Source organism: Actinomadura sp. NPDC023710 (assembly GCF_040639875.1).
Lineage (GTDB): Bacteria > Actinomycetota > Actinomycetes > Streptosporangiales > Streptosporangiaceae > Spirillospora > Spirillospora citrea.
Genome location: NZ_JBFAGB010000033.1, coordinates 84,404 through 103,998, shown reverse-complemented (window position 1 = coordinate 103,998; position 19,595 = coordinate 84,404). Strand labels below are relative to the sequence as shown.

The window sequence follows — 19,595 nt, the reverse complement described above, 5'->3', positions numbered from 1 at the left end:
GTCGGTACGATGCGTTCGCCGGTCGGGGAGGCAGGTGTCTCGGCACGCGCGTTGTGCGAAGCGGGAGGCAGGAGTGTCGCAACCAGGCTGGTACCCCGACCCCTACGGCACGGGCAGCCTGCGCTGGTGGGACGGCGAGACCTGGACCGAGCGGCTGAACCCCGAGCCCGACCGGCCGCCCCGGCTCCCGCGCAGGGAGCAGCCGCAGGACACCGGGTCCGCCGGCGGGGCTCACCACGCCGCCCCGCACGCGCCGACCTGGGACCGCGCCCCGTCCGTCCCCTCCCTGGAGGTGAACGTGCGCGGCCTGCACCTGCACGCCGACGACCAGGGCGTCGCCTACGGGGACGCCTCGCTCGCCTGGCCGCACGTGGAGTGGGTGGCGTACTGGGCGGCGGAGCGCCCGGCGGGCGGCGGCCACCTCCCCGGCACCCAGTGGATCTTCCAGGCGGGGCGGTACCCGTTCCGCGGCGGGCTCCGCGTGGAGGTGGTGATCGAGCCGGGCGCGCTGCCCGGCCGCGCGCCGGGCCCGGACGGCGAGCCGGAGCGCGTCTGGGGGCGGCTGATCCAGCTCTGCCAGGAGCAGGCGGAGCCGCGGCTCGTCGAGGAGCTGGCCGGCCGCGTCCGCGCGGGCGAGTCGGTCGACGTGGCGCAGGGGCTGACCGTTCATCCGGGCGGCGTGCGCGGCAACCGGGTTTCGCTGAGCTGGTCGTCGATCTCCGCCGCGACCGTCGACCGGGGCCGGGTCTGGATCCAGCAGGCCGGCGGCACCACGCCGATCCTCTACGTCCCGCAGCAGAACCCGAACGCGGTGCTGATCCCCGCCCTGCTGGCGCGGCTCAAGCACTAGGGCGGAAGTGGCCTGGGCCACGCACGCGAACGCGTCACCTGCCCGGTGGAGCGAAGCCGGAGGCGAGCGGAACCGGGCAGATCGCGAAGCGATGCCGCGTTCGCCCAGGCACGGTCACGTAGCGAGCCGCCAGGCGAGCGAAGTGGGCCGGGACTGAATCAACACAGCGACCAGGCGATGCCGTCGAGGATGTCGTGCTCGCTGACGACGACGGCCCCGAACCCGTACTCGCGCATGATCCGGTCGAGGATGAGCGCGCCCGCGCCGATCACGTCGACGCGGCCGGGGTGCATGACGCCGAACTCGGCGCGCTCGGCGCGGGTGGCGTGCAGCAGCCGCCGCGTCACCTCGTGCACCTGGCCGGCGGTGATCCGTGCCAGGTGGATGCGGTCCGGCTCGTAGGTCGGCAGGTCCAGCGCGATGCCGGCGACCGTGGTGACGGATCCGGCGAGCCCCACGAGGGTGCGCGCCTCGTCCACCGGGACGGTCTCCCGGACGGCGGCGAGTGCGGTGTCGATGTCGGCGGCGGCGTTGGAGATCTGCTCGGGCGAGGGCGGGTCGTCCTTCAGGTGCCGCTCGGTCATCCGCACGCAGCCGATGTCGATGGAGCGGGCCGCGGCCGCCGAGGAGCTGCCGAGCACGATCTCGGTGGACCCGCCGCCGATGTCGACGACCAGGTAGGGGCGGGCGGGGCGCAGCTTCGCCAGCTCGCGGGTGGCGCCGGTGAACGACAGCCCGGCCTCCTCGTCCCCGCTGATCACCTCGGGGACGACGCCGAAGATGTCGACGACGCCGCTGACGAAGTCGGCCCGGTTGGCGGCGTCGCGGGTCGCGCTGGTCGCCACCACCCGGGTCTTGACCGGCCCGCGCCCGTCGCCGTGCCGCTCGATCAGCTCGGCGTACCCGCGCATCGCGGTGAAGGTGCGCTCCAGCGCGGCGGGCGACAGCCGCCCGGTCTCGTCGACGCCCTCCCCCAGCCGGACGATCTCCATCCGGCGCTCGACGTCGGTCAGGGTGGCGGCGCCCTCGCCGTCACCGCCTCCGGCCGCGATGTCGGCGATCAGCAGGCGGACCGAGTTGGTCCCGCAGTCGATGGCCGCGACGCGCGTCACCGCGCCTCCCCGGGTTCAGGTTCCGATTCGACAGGTTCGCCAGGTTCGATCTGGACGCAGGGCCCCGAGCGCCACCAGTCGGGCAGCGCGTCCAGGGCTTCGCGGCCGAACGGGTTGCCGCCCGGCACCGCCAGCTCGTGCGCGACGAGGGCGTGCAGGCACTTGACGCGCTCCGGCATTCCGCCGGCGCTCTGCATGCCCTCGGGAAGCGGTTCGACGCCGTCCTCGCGTGCGGCCTCGTCGCGGCGGCGCAGGTAGTCCTCGTGGGCGGCGGCGTACTTCGCCGCCAGGGACGGGTCGTCGGCGAGCCTGGCCTGCATGTCGCGCATGACGCCGCTCCCCTCCAGCGTCCCGATGGCCGAGGCCGCCTTCGGGCACGTCAGGTAGAACAGCGTGGGGAAGGGCGTCCCGTCCGGGAGCCGCGGCGCCGTCTCGATCACGGCGGGCAGCCCGCACGGGCAGCGTCCCGCCACACGGCGGACGCCGCGCGGCTCGCGCCCGAGCTGGGCCGCGACCGCGGCCGTGTCACGTGCATCGATCATGTATCCACCCGCGGATCCGGGGATCCGTTCTCCTCCGCGCCTCAAGGAACGTCAGCGGGGCCTGTCGGCGGCCTCCACCGACCGCCACAGCGTCTCGTACCAGGGTGGCCTGCTCTCCGTTCCGCTCTTGCGGGACTGCTGCCCGTCCCCTTCGCCGCCGTCCAGGACGATGTAGCACTTCACGTCAGGACGACAGTAATGGAGCCGCCGCGTCGCCTCACGCTCAATGTACGACTTGTCGCCCAGCTGTTGCTTGCGTTGGGCGAGGATCTCGACCTGGCGGCGGGACACCGCCTCCTGGCGGCGCAGATCGGCGATCTCCTTGCGCTGGGCGATGTACTCGCGAACAGGGTAGGCGAGGCTCAGCGCGATCGCGCACATCACGACCGCGAGGATGGCGGCGCGGCTCGTCAGCGCCGGGTTCGAGCGGCGTGTCCGGCCGCTCCGCGCCCCGTTCTCGCCCGACCCGCGGTCGGCGTCGCCGTGGCCGGTCTCGTGGTCGTCGCCCTGCGCCATCGTGTCCCCTGCCTGTGGCTCGGCTGCCGGAACCCGGTGCCCGGCGGGACGGGGACGCCGCCCCGCCGGGTCACGCGGCTCAGCCCTGCGCGTCGAAGCGCGGGAACGCGGCGGCGCCGGCGTAGCGGGCGGCGTCGTCCAGCAGCTCCTCGATGCGCAGCAGCTGGTTGTACTTGGCGACCCGGTCGCTGCGGGCGGGGGCGCCGGTCTTGATCTGGCCGCAGTTGGTCGCGACGGCGAGGTCGGCGATCGTGGTGTCCTCGGTCTCGCCGGAACGGTGGCTCATCATGCAGCGGTAGCCGCTGGTCTGCGCGAGCGAGACGGCGTCGAGGGTCTCGCTGAGCGTGCCGATCTGGTTGACCTTGACCAGCAGCGCGTTGGCGGCGCCGGACTTGATCCCGCGGCCGAGGCGCTCGGGGTTGGTGACGAAAAGGTCGTCGCCGACGAGCTGGACGCGGTCGCCGACGGCGGCGGTGAGGCCCTCCCAGCCGGCCCAGTCCTCCTCGTCGAGGGGGTCCTCGATGGAGACGAGCGGGTAGCTGCCGAGCAGCTCGCCGTAGTAGGCGGCCATGTCGTCGGCGGACCGCTTGGTGCCCTCGAACGCGTACTGGCCGTCGGCGTGGAACTCGGTGGCGGCGACGTCCAGCGCGAGGGCGATGTCGCGGCCGGGGGTGAAGCCGGCCTTGCGGATCGCCTCCAGGATGAGGTCGAGGGCGTCCCGGTTGCTCGGCAGCTCGGGGGCGAAGCCGCCCTCGTCGCCGAGGCCGGTGTTGAGGCCCTTGGACTTCAGCACCGACTTCAGCGCGTGGTAGGTCTCGGCGCCCCAGCGCACCGCCTCGGCGAAGGTGGCCGCGCCGATCGGCGCGATCATGAACTCCTGGATGTCGACGTTGGTGTCGGCGTGCGCGCCGCCGTTCAGGATGTTCATCATCGGGACGGGCAGCAGGTGCGCGTTCGGGCCGCCCACGTACCGGAACAGCGGCAGGCCCGCGGAGTCGGCGGCCGCCTTGGCGACGGCGAGGCTGACGCCGAGGATGGCGTTGGCGCCGAGCGCGGACTTGCCGGGGGTCCCGTCGAGGTCGATCAGCAGCTGGTCGATCAGGCGCTGGTCGGAGGCGGGGTAGCCGACGAGCTTCTCGTCGATGGTCTCGTTGACGGCCTTGACGGCGTTCCGGACGCCCTTGCCGCCGTAGCGCTCGCCTCCGTCGCGCAGCTCGACCGCCTCGAACTGGCCGGTGGAGGCGCCGCTCGGGACCGCCGCGTGCGCCTCGGTCCCATCGGCGAGCAGCACCTCGACCTCGACGGTCGGGTTGCCGCGGGAGTCAAGGATCTCCCGGGCGAGTACGGCCTCGATCGACGACACGGGGAACCCCCTGATGGTGCGGATGGTCGGTGCGGTCACCGAGCCTATCCGCGCGGCCCGGCCGCCGCCCAACCGCCTCGCCGTGGCCCGGCGAGAGGCATACATAAGGGACGTACGCAGCGAAACCCGCTCCAGTTGGCGACCGCATCGTGCCAGGAAGGCGACTTGACGCGGAGAACGCCCGCCTTATCTACTATGCAGGTCAAACAGACTTGATTGATAGGGAATCATGACAATGCATCGTGGACTCCGCGGGCGCATCGCCGGCGTGGCACTGGCCGTTCTGGTCGCAGCGGGCACGCTCGGCGCCTGTGGCGGCGGCGATGAGGAGTCCGGCGGGGACGCGGCCCCGCTCCGGCTCGGCTACTTCCCGAACATCACCCACGCGACCGCCCTGGTCGGCGTCGAGAAGGGCATCTTCGCCAAGCACCTCGGCGCCGCGCCGAAGACCGCGACGTTCAACGCCGGCCCGGCCGCCGTGGAGGCGCTGTTCTCCGGCGCGATCGACGCGACGTTCGTGGGGCCCAACCCGTCCATCAACGCCTGGTCCAAGTCGCACGGCAAGGCGGTCCACATCATCTCCGGCGCGGCCTCGGGCGGCGTGTCGCTGGTGGTCAAGCCCGGGATCAAGGACGTCCAGGGCCTGCGCGGCAAGAAGATCGCGACCCCGCAGCTCGGCAACACGCAGGACGTCGCGCTGCGGTACTGGCTGAAGAAGAACGGTCTCACCGCGAACAAGGACGGCAGCGGGGACGTCAAGATCGTCCCGCAGGAGAACGCCCAGACGCTGCAGACGTTCGCGCAGGGCGACATCGACGGGGCCTGGGTGCCCGAGCCGTACGCCTCGCGGCTGATCCTGGAGAACAAGGGCGAGAGGCTGCTGGACGAGAAGTCGCTGTGGCCCGGCGGCAAGTTCGTCATCACCAACCTGCTCGTCAGCCAGGAGTACGAGAAGAAGCACCCGGAGCAGGTCAAGAAGCTGCTCCAGGGCGTCGTCGAGGCCACCGACTTCATCAACCAGAGCAAGCCGGACGCCGAGAAGGTCACCAACGACGCCCTCGCCAAGCTGAGCGGCAAGCCGCTGAAGCAGGACGTGCTCACCGCGGCCTTCAAGGAGATCGACTTCACCACCGACCCGGTCGCGTCCTCGCTGGTCGCCGGCGCCGCCCACGCCGAGGAGATCGGGCTGCTGGAGAAGACCGACCTGGCCGGGATCTACAACCTGGCCCCGCTCAACGGCGTGCTCAAGGCGGGCGGGAAGGCACAGGTCAGCGACCGATGACCGCGGACACGGCGGTCCGCCTCAGCGAGGTCTCCAAGGCGTTCGGGACGGGCGGGTCCGCGCTCCTCGCGCTCGACAAGGTCTCCCTGGACGTGGCGCCGGGCGAGTTCACCTGCCTGGTCGGCGCGTCCGGCTGCGGCAAGAGCACCCTGCTCAACCTGGTCGCCGACCTCGACCGCCCGAGCGCCGGGACGATCGACAAGCGCGGCGCGCGGGTCGCGCTGATGTTCCAGGAGCCCGCTCTGTTCCCGTGGCTGACCGTGACCGGCAACCTCGAACTCGCCCTGAAGATGCGCGGCGTCCCCCGGGGCGAGCGGCGGAGCCGGGCGGGCCGCCTGCTCGACTCGGTGCACCTCGGCGGGTTCGGGGGCAGGCGCCCGCACCAGCTGTCCGGCGGCATGCGGCAGCGGGTCGCGCTGGCCCGCGCCCTGGCCCTCACCGAGGACGACGCCGGCGAGGGCCAGGGGACCGTCCTGCTGATGGACGAGCCGTTCGGCGCGCTCGACGCGATGACCCGCGACCTGCTGCACGACGAGATCGAGCGGATCTGGCGGGAGCGCGCCCTGACCGTGCTGTTCGTCACCCACAACGTCAGGGAGGCGGTGCGGCTCGGCGACCGGGTGGTGCTGCTCAGCAGCCGGCCCGGCCGGGTCGTGCAGGAGTTCCCCGTCCCGATGGAGCGGCCGCGGCGGATCGACTCCCCCGAGGTCGCCTCCCTGGCCGGGACCATCACCGACCGGCTTCGCGAGGAGGTCGTCCGGCATGGCGCATGACACGGTGAAGGGGGAGGCGCGGCTCGACCGCGAGCTGGCCGGGCTGGACGCGCTGGAGCTCGGCGGCACGACGCGCGCCCGGCTCCTGCAGCGGGCGTGGTCGGCGGTGTGGCCGATGATCGCGGCCGTGCTGATCGCGCTCGCGGCGTGGCAGCTGGTCGTGTGGAGCGGCTGGAAGGAGCCGTGGGTGCTCCCCGGCCCCCGGGACACGCTCCCGGTGTTCTGGGACCAGCTCACCTCGGCGCGGTTCTGGGAGGCCGTCGCGCTGACGATGCGGCGAGCCGTCGTCGGATTCGCCTTCGCCGTGGCGGTCGGCGTCGTGGTCGGCGCGCTCGTGGCGCGGTTCCGGGTGCTGCGCCGGGCGTTCGGGTCGCTGATCACCGGCCTGCAGACGATGCCGTCGATCGCCTGGTTCCCGCTCGCCATCCTGCTGTTCCGGCTCAGCGAGAGCGCGATCCTGTTCGTGGTGATCCTCGGCGCGGCCCCGTCGATCGCCAACGGGCTGATCGCGGGCGTCGACTACACGCCGCCGATCCTGCTGCGCGCGGGGAAGGTGATGGGGCTGCGCGGCCTCGCGCTGTACCGGCACCTGATCATGCCGGCGTCGCTGCCCTCGTTCGTGGCGGGGCTGAAGCAGGGCTGGGCGTTCGCGTGGCGCAGCCTGATGGCGGGCGAGCTGCTGGTCATCATCGGCGACACGACCTCGCTCGGCGTGCTGCTGTCGCAGGCCAGGGAGCTGAACAACACCGCCGACATGATCTCCTACATGCTGATGATCCTGATCCTCGGCATCGTGATCGACCAGCTGTTCGGTCTGGTGGACGGGGCGATCCGGCGCCGCTGGGGCCTCGACGAGGGCTCGTCCTAGAAACCTTTACCCGGCGACCCGGATGGGGTCCGCCCGTTCAGGTATGAACTCCCGGTACTGACATGACCTGCAGCGCACCCGGGAGGTCGTCATAGGCGTCCGGCTCCGCCGGCCGTCACCGAGCGGCTGGATCTGGCGAGCCGTGCTGCGTCACCCGGAGATCCGGTTCCGGGTGACGGTGACGGCCTCGCTGGTCGCCTTCGTGCTGTCGTCGGCGCTGTGCGCGGTGCTGCTGATCCTGCTCAACAAGGACGCCTACCAGGACCTCGTGCGGCGGCTGGCGCGCGACAACCGGCGGACGGCGACGGCGATCCAGACCGGGCAGCTGACCCTGGACATCTCCCCCACCACCGACAACCTCCAGCAGGTGGTGAACATGCGGGGCGAGGTGCTCGCGGCCACGCCGCGGATGCAGGGTCGCCAGAGGGTCCGGTTCCCGCCGCCGACGCCGTTCGAGGAGAACCGGACCGGCCGCAGCTGCCACGTCGACGCGCCGGGCGGTCGCTGCTTCGTGGTCGTCGAGCGCCGGGTGGGGCTCGGGGCGGACGCGCTGTACATCTACTCGCTCGCCCCCGTGGAGGGGCCGCTGCCGCGCCCGGCGATCGGGGTGCTGATCCTGCTCGGCGTCCCGTTCCTCACCTTCCTCGCCGGCTACGGGACGTGGCTGTCGGTGAGCCGGGCGCTGCGTCCGGTCGACCGGATCCGCCGGGAGCTGGACGAGATCACCGCCACGGACCTGAAGCGCCGTGTCCCGCAACCGCACCGGCGCGACGAGGTGGGGCGGCTCGCCGAGAGCGTGAACGCCACCCTGGACCGCCTGGAGGAGGCGGTCGCGCGGCAGCGCGCGTTCGTCTCCGACGTGTCGCACGAGCTGCGCAGCCCGCTCACCGCGCTGCGCATGGAGCTGGAGCTGGCGGTGTCGGCTCCGGACGACACCGACGTGGCCGCCGCGCTGCGCGCCATCCTGCTCAACACCGAGCGGCTGTCGGCGGTGGTGGACGACCTGCTCGCGCTCGCCCGGCTCGAAGCCGACCGCACCTCCCCCCGTGAGCGGGTGGACCTGACCGAGATCACCGACCAGGAGGTGCTGCGCCGCCCCCGCCGCGCCCAGGTGACGGTGCTGTCGGAGGGACCGGTGGCGGTGCGGGGCGGGCGCAGCGATCTGGCGCGGCTGCTGACCAACCTCGTCGACAACGCCGACCGGCACGCCGCGCACGAGGTGACGGTGATCCTGCGCACCGAGCCGCCCGCCACCGCGGTGGTCGAGGTGATCGACGATGGCACGGGCGTCGCGCCGGAGGACCGCGAGCGGGTGTTCGACCGGTTCGCACGGCTGACCGAGGGCCGGCACCGCGACGCCGGCGGCACCGGCCTCGGCCTGGCGATCTCCCGCGACATCGCCGAGGCCCACCGCGGCTCGCTGATCCTCACCGACCGCATCGACGGCGTCCCCGGCGCCCGCTTCGTCCTGCGCCTCCCCCGCGACGACTCCCCGGAGTAGCCGTCCCCGCGGGGACGGCTCTCCCGGTGGACGGGGATCTCAGGCCAGGTCGGCGGCGGTCACGGAGACCTCGATCTCCTCGGTGGGGTCGACGCCCATGGCGCCGGCGAGCTTGCGGAAGGCGCGGGCCTCGTCCGGGCGGCTGCGCCGCTCCAGGGTGCGGGCCAGGGCCTCGTAGGCCCAGCCGTTGCACGGGTCGAGCTCGACCAGCCGGCGGAACGTCTCCTCGGCGCGGCCGAGCTGGGCGCTGTGGAAGTAGGCGCGGCCGAGCAGCTCGACCGCGGCCCGGTTGCCCGGGTCGCCGGCGGCGATCGGGGCCAGCATGCGCGCCGCGCCCGCGTAGTCCCGGGCGTCGAAGAACGACGTCGCGCGCTCGAACTCCTCGTAGGTGGTCATGCCTGCGGAACCGGGGGCGGCCGGGCTTTGTTCCCCGGCCGCCCCCGGGCGCTCAGGTCATCCCGAGATCGCTGCGCAGGCGCTCGCGCTCGGCCTCCAGCAGGTCGATCTGCCCCTGCAGTTCCTCGCGCTGGGCGAGGTACTGGCCGGAGTCCACCATGTCCGCGGGGTCGCCGGACGGTTCGGGAAGGTCCGCGCGCAGCCGCTTCAGAGAGTCCTCGATGTCGCGGAGCCGGGCGCGCCGTTCGTCTTCGGTCTCACTCTGGTTCATGTGCCTCCTCCTCCGGCTCTGCATGCCCGTACCGCCGCCGTCCTCACCTCGGCGGCGCCGTCAGATGCGCAGGACGGTCTTGCCTCGGGCGCCGCCCAGCCGGTTGCCGGCCAGGGCGTCGGCCGCCTGCTCCAGCGGAACCTCCCGTTCGACCCGGACGCGCAGCTCGCCCGCGTCGATCAGGTCGGAGAGGCGGTCCAGCAGCTCGGCGGACGGCTGCCCCTGGAAGTTGACGCCGCGCAGCCCCCTGGCCTCCAGGGAGTCGGGGTTCACCGACCAGGTGGTGGAGATGTAGGTGCCGCCGGGCCGGAGCAACTGCACGAGGTGCTCGGCCGAGCGGGTGTCGCCGGCCATGTCGAGGACGGCGTCGATCCCGTCGGAGTGGACGGCGAGCACCTGCCGGTTGAGGTCGCCCGCGGAGTGGTCGACGGTCTCGTCCGCGCCGAGGTGCCGCATCGTGCCCGCCATGTCGGCGCGCGCGGTCGCGATGACCTTGGCGCCGGCGCGGGAGGCGAGCTGCACCACGCCCTGCCCGACGCCGCCGGTCGCGCCCACCACGAGGACGGTCTGGCCGGTGTCGATCCGCGCCTGGTCGACCATGGCGAGCGCGGTCGCGCTCGCGGTCGGCACCGCCGCCGCCTGCGTGTAGATCATCCCTTGCGGCATTCTCGCGACCGGGCCGTCCTCGCGGACGAGGGCGTACTCGGCGTAGCTGCCGAGTCCCCGGTCGACCATGGCGAAGGCCCCGTAGACCTGCTCGCCGTGCCGCAGCCGGGTCACGCCCTCACCGGCCTCCTCCACGACGCCCGCGCCGTCCCGGCCGAGGATCAGCGGGAACGGCACGTCGACGGAGTCCTTGAGCATGCCTTCGGCGATCTTCCAGTCCAGCGGGTTCAGCCCGGCGGCGATCACCCGCACCAGGATCTCGCCGGGCCCCGGTTCCGGACGCGGCAGGTTCATGAGCGCCGGCGTGGCGCCGTATTCCGACACGGCGATGGCTCGCATGACGATGGTCCCCCGAAACGGATCAGCGCGGGTGTCGCGTCCCGCTGTCGATCTTCCCGTGTCGACCTACCCCGCGACTGGACGATCACACGTCGACGCAGGTCACGCAGGGGCCTGCCGGGCCGGTCCGCCCGGTTCGGGGGTGGGCGTGACGGGTGGGACGGTGGGGAGGCCGCCTCCCCGGCGCTGCCCGCCGGGCCGGCGCCCGGCGCCCTTGCTGACGTACAGCGTGATGGTGTCGCCGGGCTCGGCCGACGCGGGCGACATGCCGGCGACGGTCCCCTTCGGGAACCGGCGGGACGCCACGGGCGCCCCGATCCGGGCCTTGAAGCCGGCGGCGCGGAGCCGGGCGACGGCCTCGCTCGGCTTCATGCCGCGCACGTCGGGCACCCTGGCCCGTTCCTCGCCCGAGCCCCTGCTGAAGAAGCGCGACGGCGGGCGGTGGAACGAGCCCGGATCGGTGCGCGACAGCGCCCCGAGCATGCTCTGCCGCCAGATCGGCGCCGGGATCGTCGCCCCGAACACCGAGCCGTAGCACCGGCCGTCCATGCACAGATCGCCCATCGGGTGCTTGTAGCCGCCGCGCGGGTCGCCGACCCACACGGCCGCCGCCAGGTCCGGCGTGTACCCCGCGAACCAGGCGGCGGAGAAGTCGTCGACGGTCCCGGTCTTGCCCGCGGCGTCGCGCCCGAGGCCCATGCCCCGCGCGGTGCCCTTGGTCAGGACGCCGCGCAGGACGTAGTTCACGGCGTCCGCGACGCCCTCGTCCATCGCCTGCTCGCAGTGGCGCCCCGGCACCTTCAGCCTGCGCCCGGACGCGGCGCGGATCTCCCTGATCGCGATCGGCTCGCAGTAGCGGCCGCGGGCGCCGAACGCCGCGTAGGCCGCCGCGAGCCGCAGCGGGGAGACGGGGTTGAAGCCGAGCGTGAAGGAGGGGTACTCCTCCAGCGGCTTGCCGTTCGCCTGCTTCATCCCGAGCCGTTCGGCCATCTTGACCGTGTCGCAGAGGCCGACCTTCTTCTCCAGGGCGAGGAAGAACGTGTTGACCGAGTGGTGCGTCCCGGTGACGATGCTGAACTGCTTGCCGCCCTCGCCGTCGGCGGAGTTGCGCAGGGAGGCGGACGGGTCGCCGACGCGGTCGCCGTCGCAGTTGCGGTAGCCGACGGGCGTGTAGGAGCGCGGAGCCATCATCCGGGTCCCGAACGGCATGCCCTCGTCCAGCGCCGCGGCCAGCGTGAACGCCTTGAACGTGGACCCGGCCTGCATGCCGATGCTGGAGCCGTGGCTGGCGTCGGCGGCGAAGTTGATCCACGTCCGGCCGCGGTCCCGGTCGGGGCCGAGTTCGCGGTCCACGACCATCGCCTTGATCTCGCCGGTGCCCGGCTGCACCATCGCCTCCGCGGCGGCCTTGTGCGCGGAGTTCTTCGGCGGGACGTGCCGGTCGACGGCGCGCTGCGCGGCCTTCTGCGCCCGCCGGTCCAGGGTGGTGCGGATCGTCAGCCCGCCGCGCTTGAGCAGCTTCTCCCGGTCCTCGGCCGTCTTGCCGAACACCTGGTCGGTGAGGATCTCGCGCTGGACGTAGTCGCAGAAGAACGGGGCGTCGCTGGTGACGCAGCCGCTGTGCACGTTGTCGACGTCCAGCTTGACGGGGGCCCGCTTGGCCTCGGCCGCCTTGGCCTGGTCGAGCCAGCCGAGCTCGGCCATCCGGGTCAGGACGGTGTCGCGGCGCTGCCGGGCCGCGGCGGGATGGCGGATCGGGTCGTAGGCGTAGGGGTAGCGGACGACGCCGGCCAGCAGCGCCGCCTCGGGCAGCGTCAGCTCGGAGGCGTGCTTGGAGAAGTAGTGCCGGGACGCCGCCTCGACGCCGTAGGCGCCGTCGCCGTAGTAGGCGATGTTGAGGTAGCGGCGCAGGATCTCGTCCTTGGTGAACCTCTTCTCCAGCGCCACCGCGTACTTCAGCTCGCGGATCTTGCGGGCGGCCGAGACCTCCCGGGCCTCCTGCCGCTCGACGTCGGTGTCGGCCTGGGTGAGCAGCAGGTTCTTCACGTACTGCTGGGTGATGCCGGACCCGCCCTGCGTCACCTGGCCGTTGCTGAGGTTGCTGGCGAGCGCCCGCAGGGTGCCCTGCGCGTCGATGGCGCCGTGCTCGTAGAAGCGGCTGTCCTCGATCGCCAGCACCGCCTGGCGCAGCACCGGGGCGATCTTCTTGAACGGGACGTCGACCCGGTTCTGGTAGAAGAACGTGGCGAGGGTGGACCCGTCCGCGGCGAGGATCTTCGAGCGCTGCGGGACGCCGGAGGTCGTCAGCCCCTCCGGCTCGGACTCGAACCAGCCGGCGGCGTCGCGGGCGCCGACGCCCGCCGTGCACGCGGTCGGCAGCAGCATGAGCGCGACGAGCAGGCCGGCCAGACCGCCGAAGGCGCCGAGGCCGCGCACCGCGCGGGCCTTCTCGGCGCGGGTCGTCGACGGGGTGAGCAGGCGGCGCGGGCGGGGGCGCCGCGCCGCGGGGGCTCCCGTCCCGGGATCCCCTTCGTCAGTTCCGGCCTCGGTCGGCACGCGCTCAGAGTAGACGCGCCTTCCCGGGCGGACCACCCCATCGGCGAGGTTCCGCCCGTTATCCCCCGATTCAGGCGCGTTCTCGCCGCTCCCACGCTCGGACACGATCCCGGAATACCCGGGAAACGGCCCGCAACTCGGACTCGGCGTCCACGCCCCGCTCCCCCGCCTCCCGGACCAGCGCGAACAGCCGTCCGCCGAGCTCGGCCCCGGCCTCCTCCGCCAGCCCCTCGGTGAGGCCGGACGGGGCGTCCATACGCGCGGCGCGGCGCTGCAGTTGCGCGGCCAGCGACAGCGAGGGCTGGCCCATCGGCACGCCGTCGAGCGCCGAGGCGTCCGCGCCGCTCTTCTCCGCCCGCTCGGCCGCCTTGATCTGCTCCCAGTTGGCGTTGACCTCGTCGGCGCCGGAGACGGTGACGTCCCCGAACACGTGCGGGTGCCGCCGGACGAGCTTGTCGACGATCGCGCCCGCCACGTCGTCGATCGTGAACTCGGTCCCGTCGTCGCGCTCGGCGGCCACCACCGAGTGGAACGCCACCTGCATCAGCACGTCGCCCAGCTCCTCGCGGAGCGCGCCGTAGTCGCCCTCCTCGACGGTGTCGAGGACCTCGTAGGACTCCTCCAGCAGGTACGGGACGAGGGTGGTGTGCGTCTGCTTGCGGTCCCACGGGCATTCGCGGCGCAGCGTGTCCATCACCGACACCAGGTCGAGCAGCCGTGCGCCGGGCAGGTCGTAGGAGCCGTGCAGCACCTCGACGTCCAGCGGGTCGTCGACGACCAGGGCCCCGACCCCGCGCATCAGAGCCTCGTCGCCCTCGGGCGCGGCCACCCACAGCACGTCCGCGCGCCGGGCGTCGGCCACCAGAACGGCCGGGTCGGGCTCCTCCACGAGGTCCGGGACGACGCCGGCGTCGAGGAGCGCGGGCAGCAGCGGGTGCCCGTCCCGGAGGCGGACGGCGTCCGCCGAGCGGAGCGCGTCCCAGGCCCGCCAGGTCAGCAGGCCCGGCGCGACCCGGTGCGTGGTCGCCAGCAGGGTGAGGCTCATCGGCCTCAGATACCCGAATCGGGGCTGGACAGCCGGTAGACGATCGGGGCGACCTCGAACTTGGCGGGGTCGTAGTGCCCGTAGCGCGGGTTGACCTTGATGTGCATGCCCGCGGCGGTGCGCTGGAACAGCTCGTTCCACTGCCGGCCGGCCTGCTCGGTCGCCGGGTTCAGCCGGTTGTCCAGATCGGCGCCGAACCGCTGCATGACCGCCAGCTGCGTCGCCACCAGCCGGGCCAGGTCGCGGGCGTGCGCGCGGGGCAGCCCGCTCGCCAGCGTGATCGACTGGGCCCCGCCCTGGTGGTCCAGGGCCTGGAGTGCGCCGTCGACCTGCCCGCCGGTGACCTCGACCCCCGCCCGGCGCGCCACCTTGTCGGCGACCCTGAAGTTGATCAGCAGGGTGAGCGCGCCCTGCAGGTCGGACTCGGACTCGCCGGCGACCTGCGGCGCCGGGTTGGCGGGGTTCGCGCGCAGCTCGTTGGCCGCCGGGTCCGAGCGGAACTGCGCGCGCCAGTCGCGGACGGTCTGGCTGAGGGTGGTGACGGTGATGCGGTCGTCGCCGACGAGTGCGGCGGTGCCGACCTTCGGGGAGCCGCCGCAACCGGCCAGCGCGGCGGCCGCCAGCACGGCCGCCACCGCCGCCTTCACGGACTTACCAGGCACGGATTCCTCGTCTCGTCGCCGGATCGGTGCGGCGCCAGCCTAGCGCCGCGCCGCGGACTCCAGGAACAGCGCGTCCACCAGGTCGGTCGCCCACTTCAGCAGCTCCTGGTCGCGCAGCGGGCGGCCGCCGAGCTGCGCGGTCTTCGGGGCGGGCACGAGCAGGGTGTCGGTCGCCGGCTTCAGGATGCTCTTCGGGTACAGGCGCTGCAGCCTGACCTGCTTGGAGTCGGGGAGGTCAACGGGCATGAACTTGACGAAGGTGCCCTGGAGGGTGACGTCGCTCAGCCCCGCCCTGCGGGCCTTGGCCCGGAACCGGGCGACCTCCAGCAGGTTCAGCACCGGGACGGGCAGCGGACCGAACCGGTCCTTCAGCTCCTCGTGCACGGCGCCGATCTCGTCCTCGGAGGTGATCGCGGCGATCCGCCGGTAGGCGTCCAGCCGGAGCCGCTCGCCCGGCACGTACTCGTGCGGCAGGTGCGCGTCGACGGGCAGCTCGACCCTGGTCTCGACGGCCTCGGGCGCTGCGCCGCCCTCCTTCAGCTCCCGCACCGCCTCGCCGACCATCCGGACGTACAGGTCGAAGCCGACGCCCGCGACGTGCCCGGACTGCTCGGCGCCGAGGATGTTGCCCGCGCCGCGGATCTCCAGGTCCTTCATCGCGACGTACATGCCGGCCCCGATCTCGGTGTGCTGGGCCAGCGTCGCGAGCCGCTCGTGCGCGGTCTCGGTGAGCGGCTGCTCCGGCTGGTAGAGGAAGTAGGAGTAGGCCCGCTCCCGGCCGCGCCCCACCCGCCCGCGCAGCTGGTGAAGCTGCGACAGCCCGTACATGTCGGCGCGGTCGACGATGAGGGTGTTGGCGTTCGGGACGTCCAGCCCGGACTCCACGATCGTGGTCGCGACGAGGACGTCGTAGTTCTTCTCCCAGAAGTCGACCATGACCTTCTCGAGCTCGTGCTCGTTCATCTGGCCGTGCGCGACCGCGATCCGCGCCTCCGGGACGAGCCGCGCCAGGTTCGCCGCCACCTTGTTGATGGAGCGGACGCGGTTGTGCACGAAGAACACCTGGCCCTCGCGCAGCAGCTCGCGCCGGATCGCCGCGGCGATCTGCTTCTCCTCGTACGGGCCGACGAACGTCAGGACGGGGTGGCGCTCCTCCGGCGGGGTGAGGATCGTCGACATCTCGCGGATGCCGGTGAGGCCCATCTCCAGCGTCCGCGGGATCGGCGTCGCCGACATGGCGAGCACGTCCACCTGCGTCCGCAGCCGCTTCAGCTCCTCCTTGTGCTCGACGCCGAACCGCTGCTCCTCGTCGATGACCACCAGGCCGAGGTTCTTGAAGCGGGTCTGCGACGACAGGATCCGGTGCGTGCCGACAACGACGTCCACCGAGCCCTCCGACACCCCCCGCAGCGTCTCCTCGATCTCCTTGTCGGACTGGAACCGGCTGATCGGCTTCACCACGACGGGGAACGCCGCGAACCGCTCGGCGAACGTCGACAGGTGCTGCTGCACCAGCAGCGTCGTCGGCACGAGCACCGCGACCTGCCGCCCGTCCTGGACGGCCTTGAACGCCGCCCGCACGGCGATCTCGGTCTTGCCGTAGCCGACGTCGCCGCAGATCAGCCGGTCCATCGGGACGGGCCGCTCCATGTCGCCCTTCACCTCGTCGATGGCGGCGAGCTGGTCGGGCGTCTCGTTGTAGGGGAAGGCGTCCTCCAGCTCCCGCTGCCACGGGGTGTCGGGCGCGAACCCGTGGCCGGGGCTCGCCATCCGCGCCGAGTAGAGCCGGATCAGCTCCCCGGCGATCTGCTTGACCGCCTTGCGGGCGCGGGACTTGGCCTTCTGCCAGTCGGCGCCGCCGAGCCGGTGGAGGCTGGGCGCCTCGCCGCCGACGTAGCGGGTGAGCTCCTCCAGCTGGTCGGTCGGGACGAACAGCCGGTCGCTCTTGGCGTACTCCAGGATCAGGTACTCGCGGGTGGCGCCCTGCACCGTCCGGCTGACCATCTCCACGTACCGCCCGACGCCGTGCTGCTCGTGCACCACGTAGTCGCCCGTCTTGAGCTGGAGCGGGTCGATGCCGCCGCGCCGCCGCGACGGCATGCGCCGCGCGTCCCGCGTGGACGACTTCTGCCCCGACAGGTCGGTCTCGGTCAGCACCGCGAGCTTGACCGACTCCCAGGTGAACCCGTTCTCCAGCAGCCCGGTCGTGACCGTGACGACCGACGGATCGGGCGCCCCGGCCAGATCGGCGAGCCGAGCGCCGACGCCCTCCTCCCGGGCGAGCTGGACGAGCCGCTCGGCGGGCCCGTGCCCGGCGGTGACCAGCACGACGCGCCAGCCGCCGTCCGTCCAGCCCTTGAGGTCGCCGACGACGCGGGAGGTGTCGCCGCGGTAGGCCTCCGCCTGCTGCACCCCGAGGCTCAGCGCCTCCGCGCCGCCGTCCGGGGACTCGGCGTCCGGGAGCTCGCCGACCGCGCCGCCCGCCGCCAGCGGGCTCAGCGCCGTCACGCTCCACCGCGGCAGCCCCAGCTCCGTGCTGTGCTCGCGGACCTCCTCCAGCGAGCGGAACGCCGCGGCGCCGAGGTCGATCGGCGCCTCTCCCCCGGCGGCGGCGTTGACCCAGCTCGCCTCCAGGAACTCCTGGCTCGTGCGGACCAGCTCGACCGAGCGGGTGCGGATCCGCTCCGGCTCGCAGACCAGCAGCGCCGACCCGTCCGGCAGCAGGTCGGTCAGCAACTCCATGCTCTCGGCGAGGACGGGCGAGAACGCCTCCATGCCCTCCACGGTGTCGCCGTCGGCGATCCGGCCGAGGATCTCCTCCAGGGCCGGGTGCTCCTGCGCGAGCAGCTTCGCGCGCTCGCGCACCTTCTCCGTCAGCGGCAGCTCACGGCACGGCGGCGCCCACAGCCCGCCCTGCGCGACCTCCAGCGAGCGCTGGTCGGCGGCCTTGAAGTAGCGGATCTCCTCGACGGTGTCGCCCCAGAACTCCACCCGGAGCGGGTGCTCCTCGGTCGGCGGGAACACGTCGAGGATCCCGCCGCGCACCGCGATCTCGCCGCGCTTCTCCACCAGGTCGACGCGGTGGTACCCGGCCTCCACCAGGCGCCGGACCGCGTCGTCCATGTCGGCGTCCTCGCCGGAGGCCAGCCGCACCGGCTCCAGGTCGGCGAGGCCGGACACGATCGGCTGCAGCACCGCGCGGACCGGCGTCACCACGACGTCCAGCGCGCCGCCCTTCGCCGAGCCGTCCCCGCCGGGGGGGCCGCCCGCGCCCGGGTGGACGAGGCGGCGCAGCACCGCGAGCCGCTGCCCGACCGTGTCCGAGCGCGGCGACAGCTTCTCGTGCGGCAGCGTCTCCCAGGCCGGGAAGTGCGCGACGCGCCCGGGGTCGAGCAGGCTCGACAGGGCGGCGGTCAGGTCCTCGGCCTCGCGGCCCGTCGCGGTCACCGCGAGCACGACGCCCGCGCCGTCCTCGCCCAGGCGGCGGCTCAGCGCGGCGGCCAGGATCGGCCACAGCGCGGCGGGCGCGACGATCTCCCGGTCCGTGCGCGGCCGCGTGAGCGCGTTCCGCAGACCGGGGTCGGTGCATGCAAGGTCAACAAGTCCAGAAAGCGTCATTATTCGCCCGATATTCGCCCGCAACTTGGCCGATCACCCCGGGGCAGGGCAGGCCGAAAACCCGGAATCCAGCCGGACCCGGTACCGCGTACCAGCGTACGCGCCCCCGGCGGCGCTCGTTCAGGCGGCGCCGAAGGCGCCCTTCCAGGCGGGCGCCGCTCGCCGTCCGTGCCCTGACCGGCACGGACGGCGACACGGCCGTCGCCAAGAAAAGGCAAATAGCGGACGGAGCGCAGCCAAGCGATTACGCTGCGAGATTGTGACCGATCTGCGTACGTCGCCGGTCAACGGCGGCGATCTCTTCTCAGAACGCGCCCGCCAGTACGCCCTGGAGAACCCCCTGCAGCGGATCCACATCCTCGAAGCGGGCTGTGGCTGGGGTACGGGCCTGGATCTCGGCGACCACGAGCGCGAGGTCACGGGAGTCGACCGGGAGTCCCCGGAGCTGCGCGCCTACACCTGCGAGCGGCCCGACCTCGACACCTGGCACCTCGGCGACCTGCGCACCGTCCCGCTTCCACCGCGCGCGTTCGACATCGTCCACGCCTCGTACCTGATCGAGCGCATCCCGCACGCCGAACTGGTGCTCGACAGGTTCGTCGCCGCGCTGAAGCCCGGCGGGCTGCTGCTGGTGCACCTGCGCGACCGCGACACCGCGTTCGGGTTCCTGGACCGCACGCTCCCCCGCTGGCTGCGCGCGTCCGGCCGGCGCCGCCTCCGCCCGGGGCGCGCGCCGTTCGCCGAGCGCCCGCGCCGGGCCCGCGGCGCCCACGCCCGCGTCCCGTACCCGGCGGGCGAGCTCGGGGCCGACGCTGGGCAGGCCCCGGCCCGGGAGGTCCTGACGGCACCGGAGCCGGCCGCGTCACGGCCGGTGCCGGTGGTCCGGACTAGCCCGCCCGCGGCGATCTACGACCGGGTCGCGTCCCGGTCGGGTCTGCGCTGGTACTGCGTCATGCGCGGGCTGGTCGTCGCCGAGGAGTACACCTCGCGGCAGGCGCTGGAGGCCCTCGGGGCCGGAACCGGCCTCGCCGACCTGCTGTGCCGGCTGGTGTCGGCGGTCACCCGGGGGCGCCTGACGGCGGACCACAGCGAGGTCACCCTCGTCATCCGCAAGCCCGAGAACCGCTTCGCGCGGGTCATCTGATCGGGGGCGGAGGGCCGTCCCGGCCGGGGCGGGCGTGCGAACGGTCAGGCCGGGGCAGTATTTTTCCTGCGAAACCCCTGCTCGCCACGGA

The 19,595-nt window shown here is 73.1% G+C and carries 17 protein-coding genes; 6 read left to right on the top strand and 11 right to left on the bottom strand.

Annotated features, from left to right (window positions below; translation table 11 throughout):
* Nucleotides 1–73 precede the first annotated feature (73 nt).
* Entirely contained in the window at nt 74–850 is a 777-nt protein-coding gene (locus AB0H37_RS32285; RefSeq protein ID WP_360616695.1) for a DUF2510 domain-containing protein, read from the top strand.
* A gap of 158 nt (nt 851–1,008) precedes the next feature.
* Here AB0H37_RS32285 and AB0H37_RS32280 read toward each other — a convergent pair whose 3' ends face one another.
* The 4 genes from AB0H37_RS32280 to eno form a co-directional block, all read right to left on the bottom strand.
* Complete coding sequence (locus AB0H37_RS32280; protein WP_329094910.1) at nt 1,009–1,962, bottom strand: Ppx/GppA phosphatase family protein; 954 nt, start codon at nt 1,960–1,962, stop codon at nt 1,009–1,011.
* Nucleotides 1,959–2,504: a DUF501 domain-containing protein gene (locus tag AB0H37_RS32275; RefSeq protein WP_179832699.1), complete on the bottom strand. Its 546-nt coding sequence runs from the start codon at nt 2,502–2,504 to the stop codon at nt 1,959–1,961. Before AB0H37_RS32275 ends, AB0H37_RS32280 begins: the two co-directional genes overlap by 4 nt.
* Before the next feature lie 51 nt (nt 2,505–2,555).
* Complete coding sequence (locus tag AB0H37_RS32270; RefSeq protein WP_329094912.1) at nt 2,556–3,020, bottom strand: septum formation initiator family protein; 465 nt, start codon at nt 3,018–3,020, stop codon at nt 2,556–2,558.
* A gap of 79 nt (nt 3,021–3,099) precedes the next feature.
* Nucleotides 3,100–4,383 (bottom strand): phosphopyruvate hydratase, encoded by a 1,284-nt coding sequence (gene eno, locus AB0H37_RS32265; protein WP_179838404.1) that lies wholly within the window; start codon nt 4,381–4,383, stop codon nt 3,100–3,102.
* Nucleotides 4,384–4,618: 235 nt separating this feature from the next.
* Here eno and AB0H37_RS32260 point away from each other — a divergent pair, with 235 nt between their 5' ends.
* From AB0H37_RS32260 to AB0H37_RS32245, 4 genes are all read left to right on the top strand, one after another.
* Nucleotides 4,619–5,665, top strand: coding sequence for an ABC transporter substrate-binding protein (locus AB0H37_RS32260; protein WP_329094914.1), 1,047 nt, complete (start codon nt 4,619–4,621; stop codon nt 5,663–5,665).
* Nucleotides 5,662–6,438 (top strand): ABC transporter ATP-binding protein, encoded by a 777-nt coding sequence (locus tag AB0H37_RS32255; protein WP_360616694.1) that lies wholly within the window; start codon nt 5,662–5,664, stop codon nt 6,436–6,438. Before AB0H37_RS32260 ends, AB0H37_RS32255 begins: the two co-directional genes overlap by 4 nt.
* Entirely contained in the window at nt 6,428–7,306 is an 879-nt protein-coding gene (locus AB0H37_RS32250) for an ABC transporter permease subunit (protein ID WP_329094916.1), read from the top strand. The genes AB0H37_RS32255 and AB0H37_RS32250 overlap by 11 nt, the downstream gene beginning before the upstream one ends.
* Before the next feature lie 142 nt (nt 7,307–7,448).
* Nucleotides 7,449–8,807, top strand: a complete 1,359-nt coding sequence (locus AB0H37_RS32245) for a HAMP domain-containing sensor histidine kinase (protein WP_360616693.1) — start codon at nt 7,449–7,451, stop codon at nt 8,805–8,807.
* Nucleotides 8,808–8,846: 39 nt separating this feature from the next.
* Here AB0H37_RS32245 and AB0H37_RS32240 read toward each other — a convergent pair whose 3' ends face one another.
* The 7 genes from AB0H37_RS32240 to mfd all read right to left on the bottom strand — a co-directional run bounded on the left by AB0H37_RS32240 (nt 8,847) and on the right by mfd (nt 18,360).
* Complete coding sequence (locus AB0H37_RS32240; RefSeq protein WP_179832694.1) at nt 8,847–9,203, bottom strand: tetratricopeptide repeat protein; 357 nt, start codon at nt 9,201–9,203, stop codon at nt 8,847–8,849.
* Between the two features lie 52 nt (nt 9,204–9,255).
* Nucleotides 9,256–9,474, bottom strand: coding sequence for a hypothetical protein (locus AB0H37_RS32235; protein WP_360616692.1), 219 nt, complete (start codon nt 9,472–9,474; stop codon nt 9,256–9,258).
* A gap of 60 nt (nt 9,475–9,534) precedes the next feature.
* A complete protein-coding gene (locus AB0H37_RS32230) occupies nt 9,535–10,479 on the bottom strand; it encodes an NADP-dependent oxidoreductase (protein WP_179832692.1) in 945 nt (314 codons plus the stop codon).
* Between the two features lie 102 nt (nt 10,480–10,581).
* Nucleotides 10,582–13,035: a transglycosylase domain-containing protein gene (locus AB0H37_RS32225; protein WP_360616691.1), complete on the bottom strand. Its 2,454-nt coding sequence runs from the start codon at nt 13,033–13,035 to the stop codon at nt 10,582–10,584.
* A 70-nt stretch (nt 13,036–13,105) separates the two neighbouring features.
* The gene (locus AB0H37_RS32220; RefSeq protein WP_360616690.1) at nt 13,106–14,080 is read right to left on the bottom strand and encodes a MazG family protein; all 975 of its coding nucleotides are present in this window, start codon (nt 14,078–14,080) and stop codon (nt 13,106–13,108) included.
* Between the two features lie 5 nt (nt 14,081–14,085).
* Nucleotides 14,086–14,742, bottom strand: coding sequence for a hypothetical protein (locus AB0H37_RS32215; protein WP_179832689.1), 657 nt, complete (start codon nt 14,740–14,742; stop codon nt 14,086–14,088).
* 39 nt (nt 14,743–14,781) lie between these two features.
* The gene (mfd, locus tag AB0H37_RS32210; RefSeq protein ID WP_360616689.1) at nt 14,782–18,360 is read right to left on the bottom strand and encodes a transcription-repair coupling factor; all 3,579 of its coding nucleotides are present in this window, start codon (nt 18,358–18,360) and stop codon (nt 14,782–14,784) included.
* Nucleotides 18,361–18,619: 259 nt separating this feature from the next.
* On the opposite strand from mfd, the gene AB0H37_RS32205 reads away from it, so the two are divergent.
* Nucleotides 18,620–19,504, top strand: a complete 885-nt coding sequence (locus AB0H37_RS32205) for a class I SAM-dependent methyltransferase (protein ID WP_329094931.1) — start codon at nt 18,620–18,622, stop codon at nt 19,502–19,504.
* Nucleotides 19,505–19,595 lie beyond the last annotated feature (91 nt).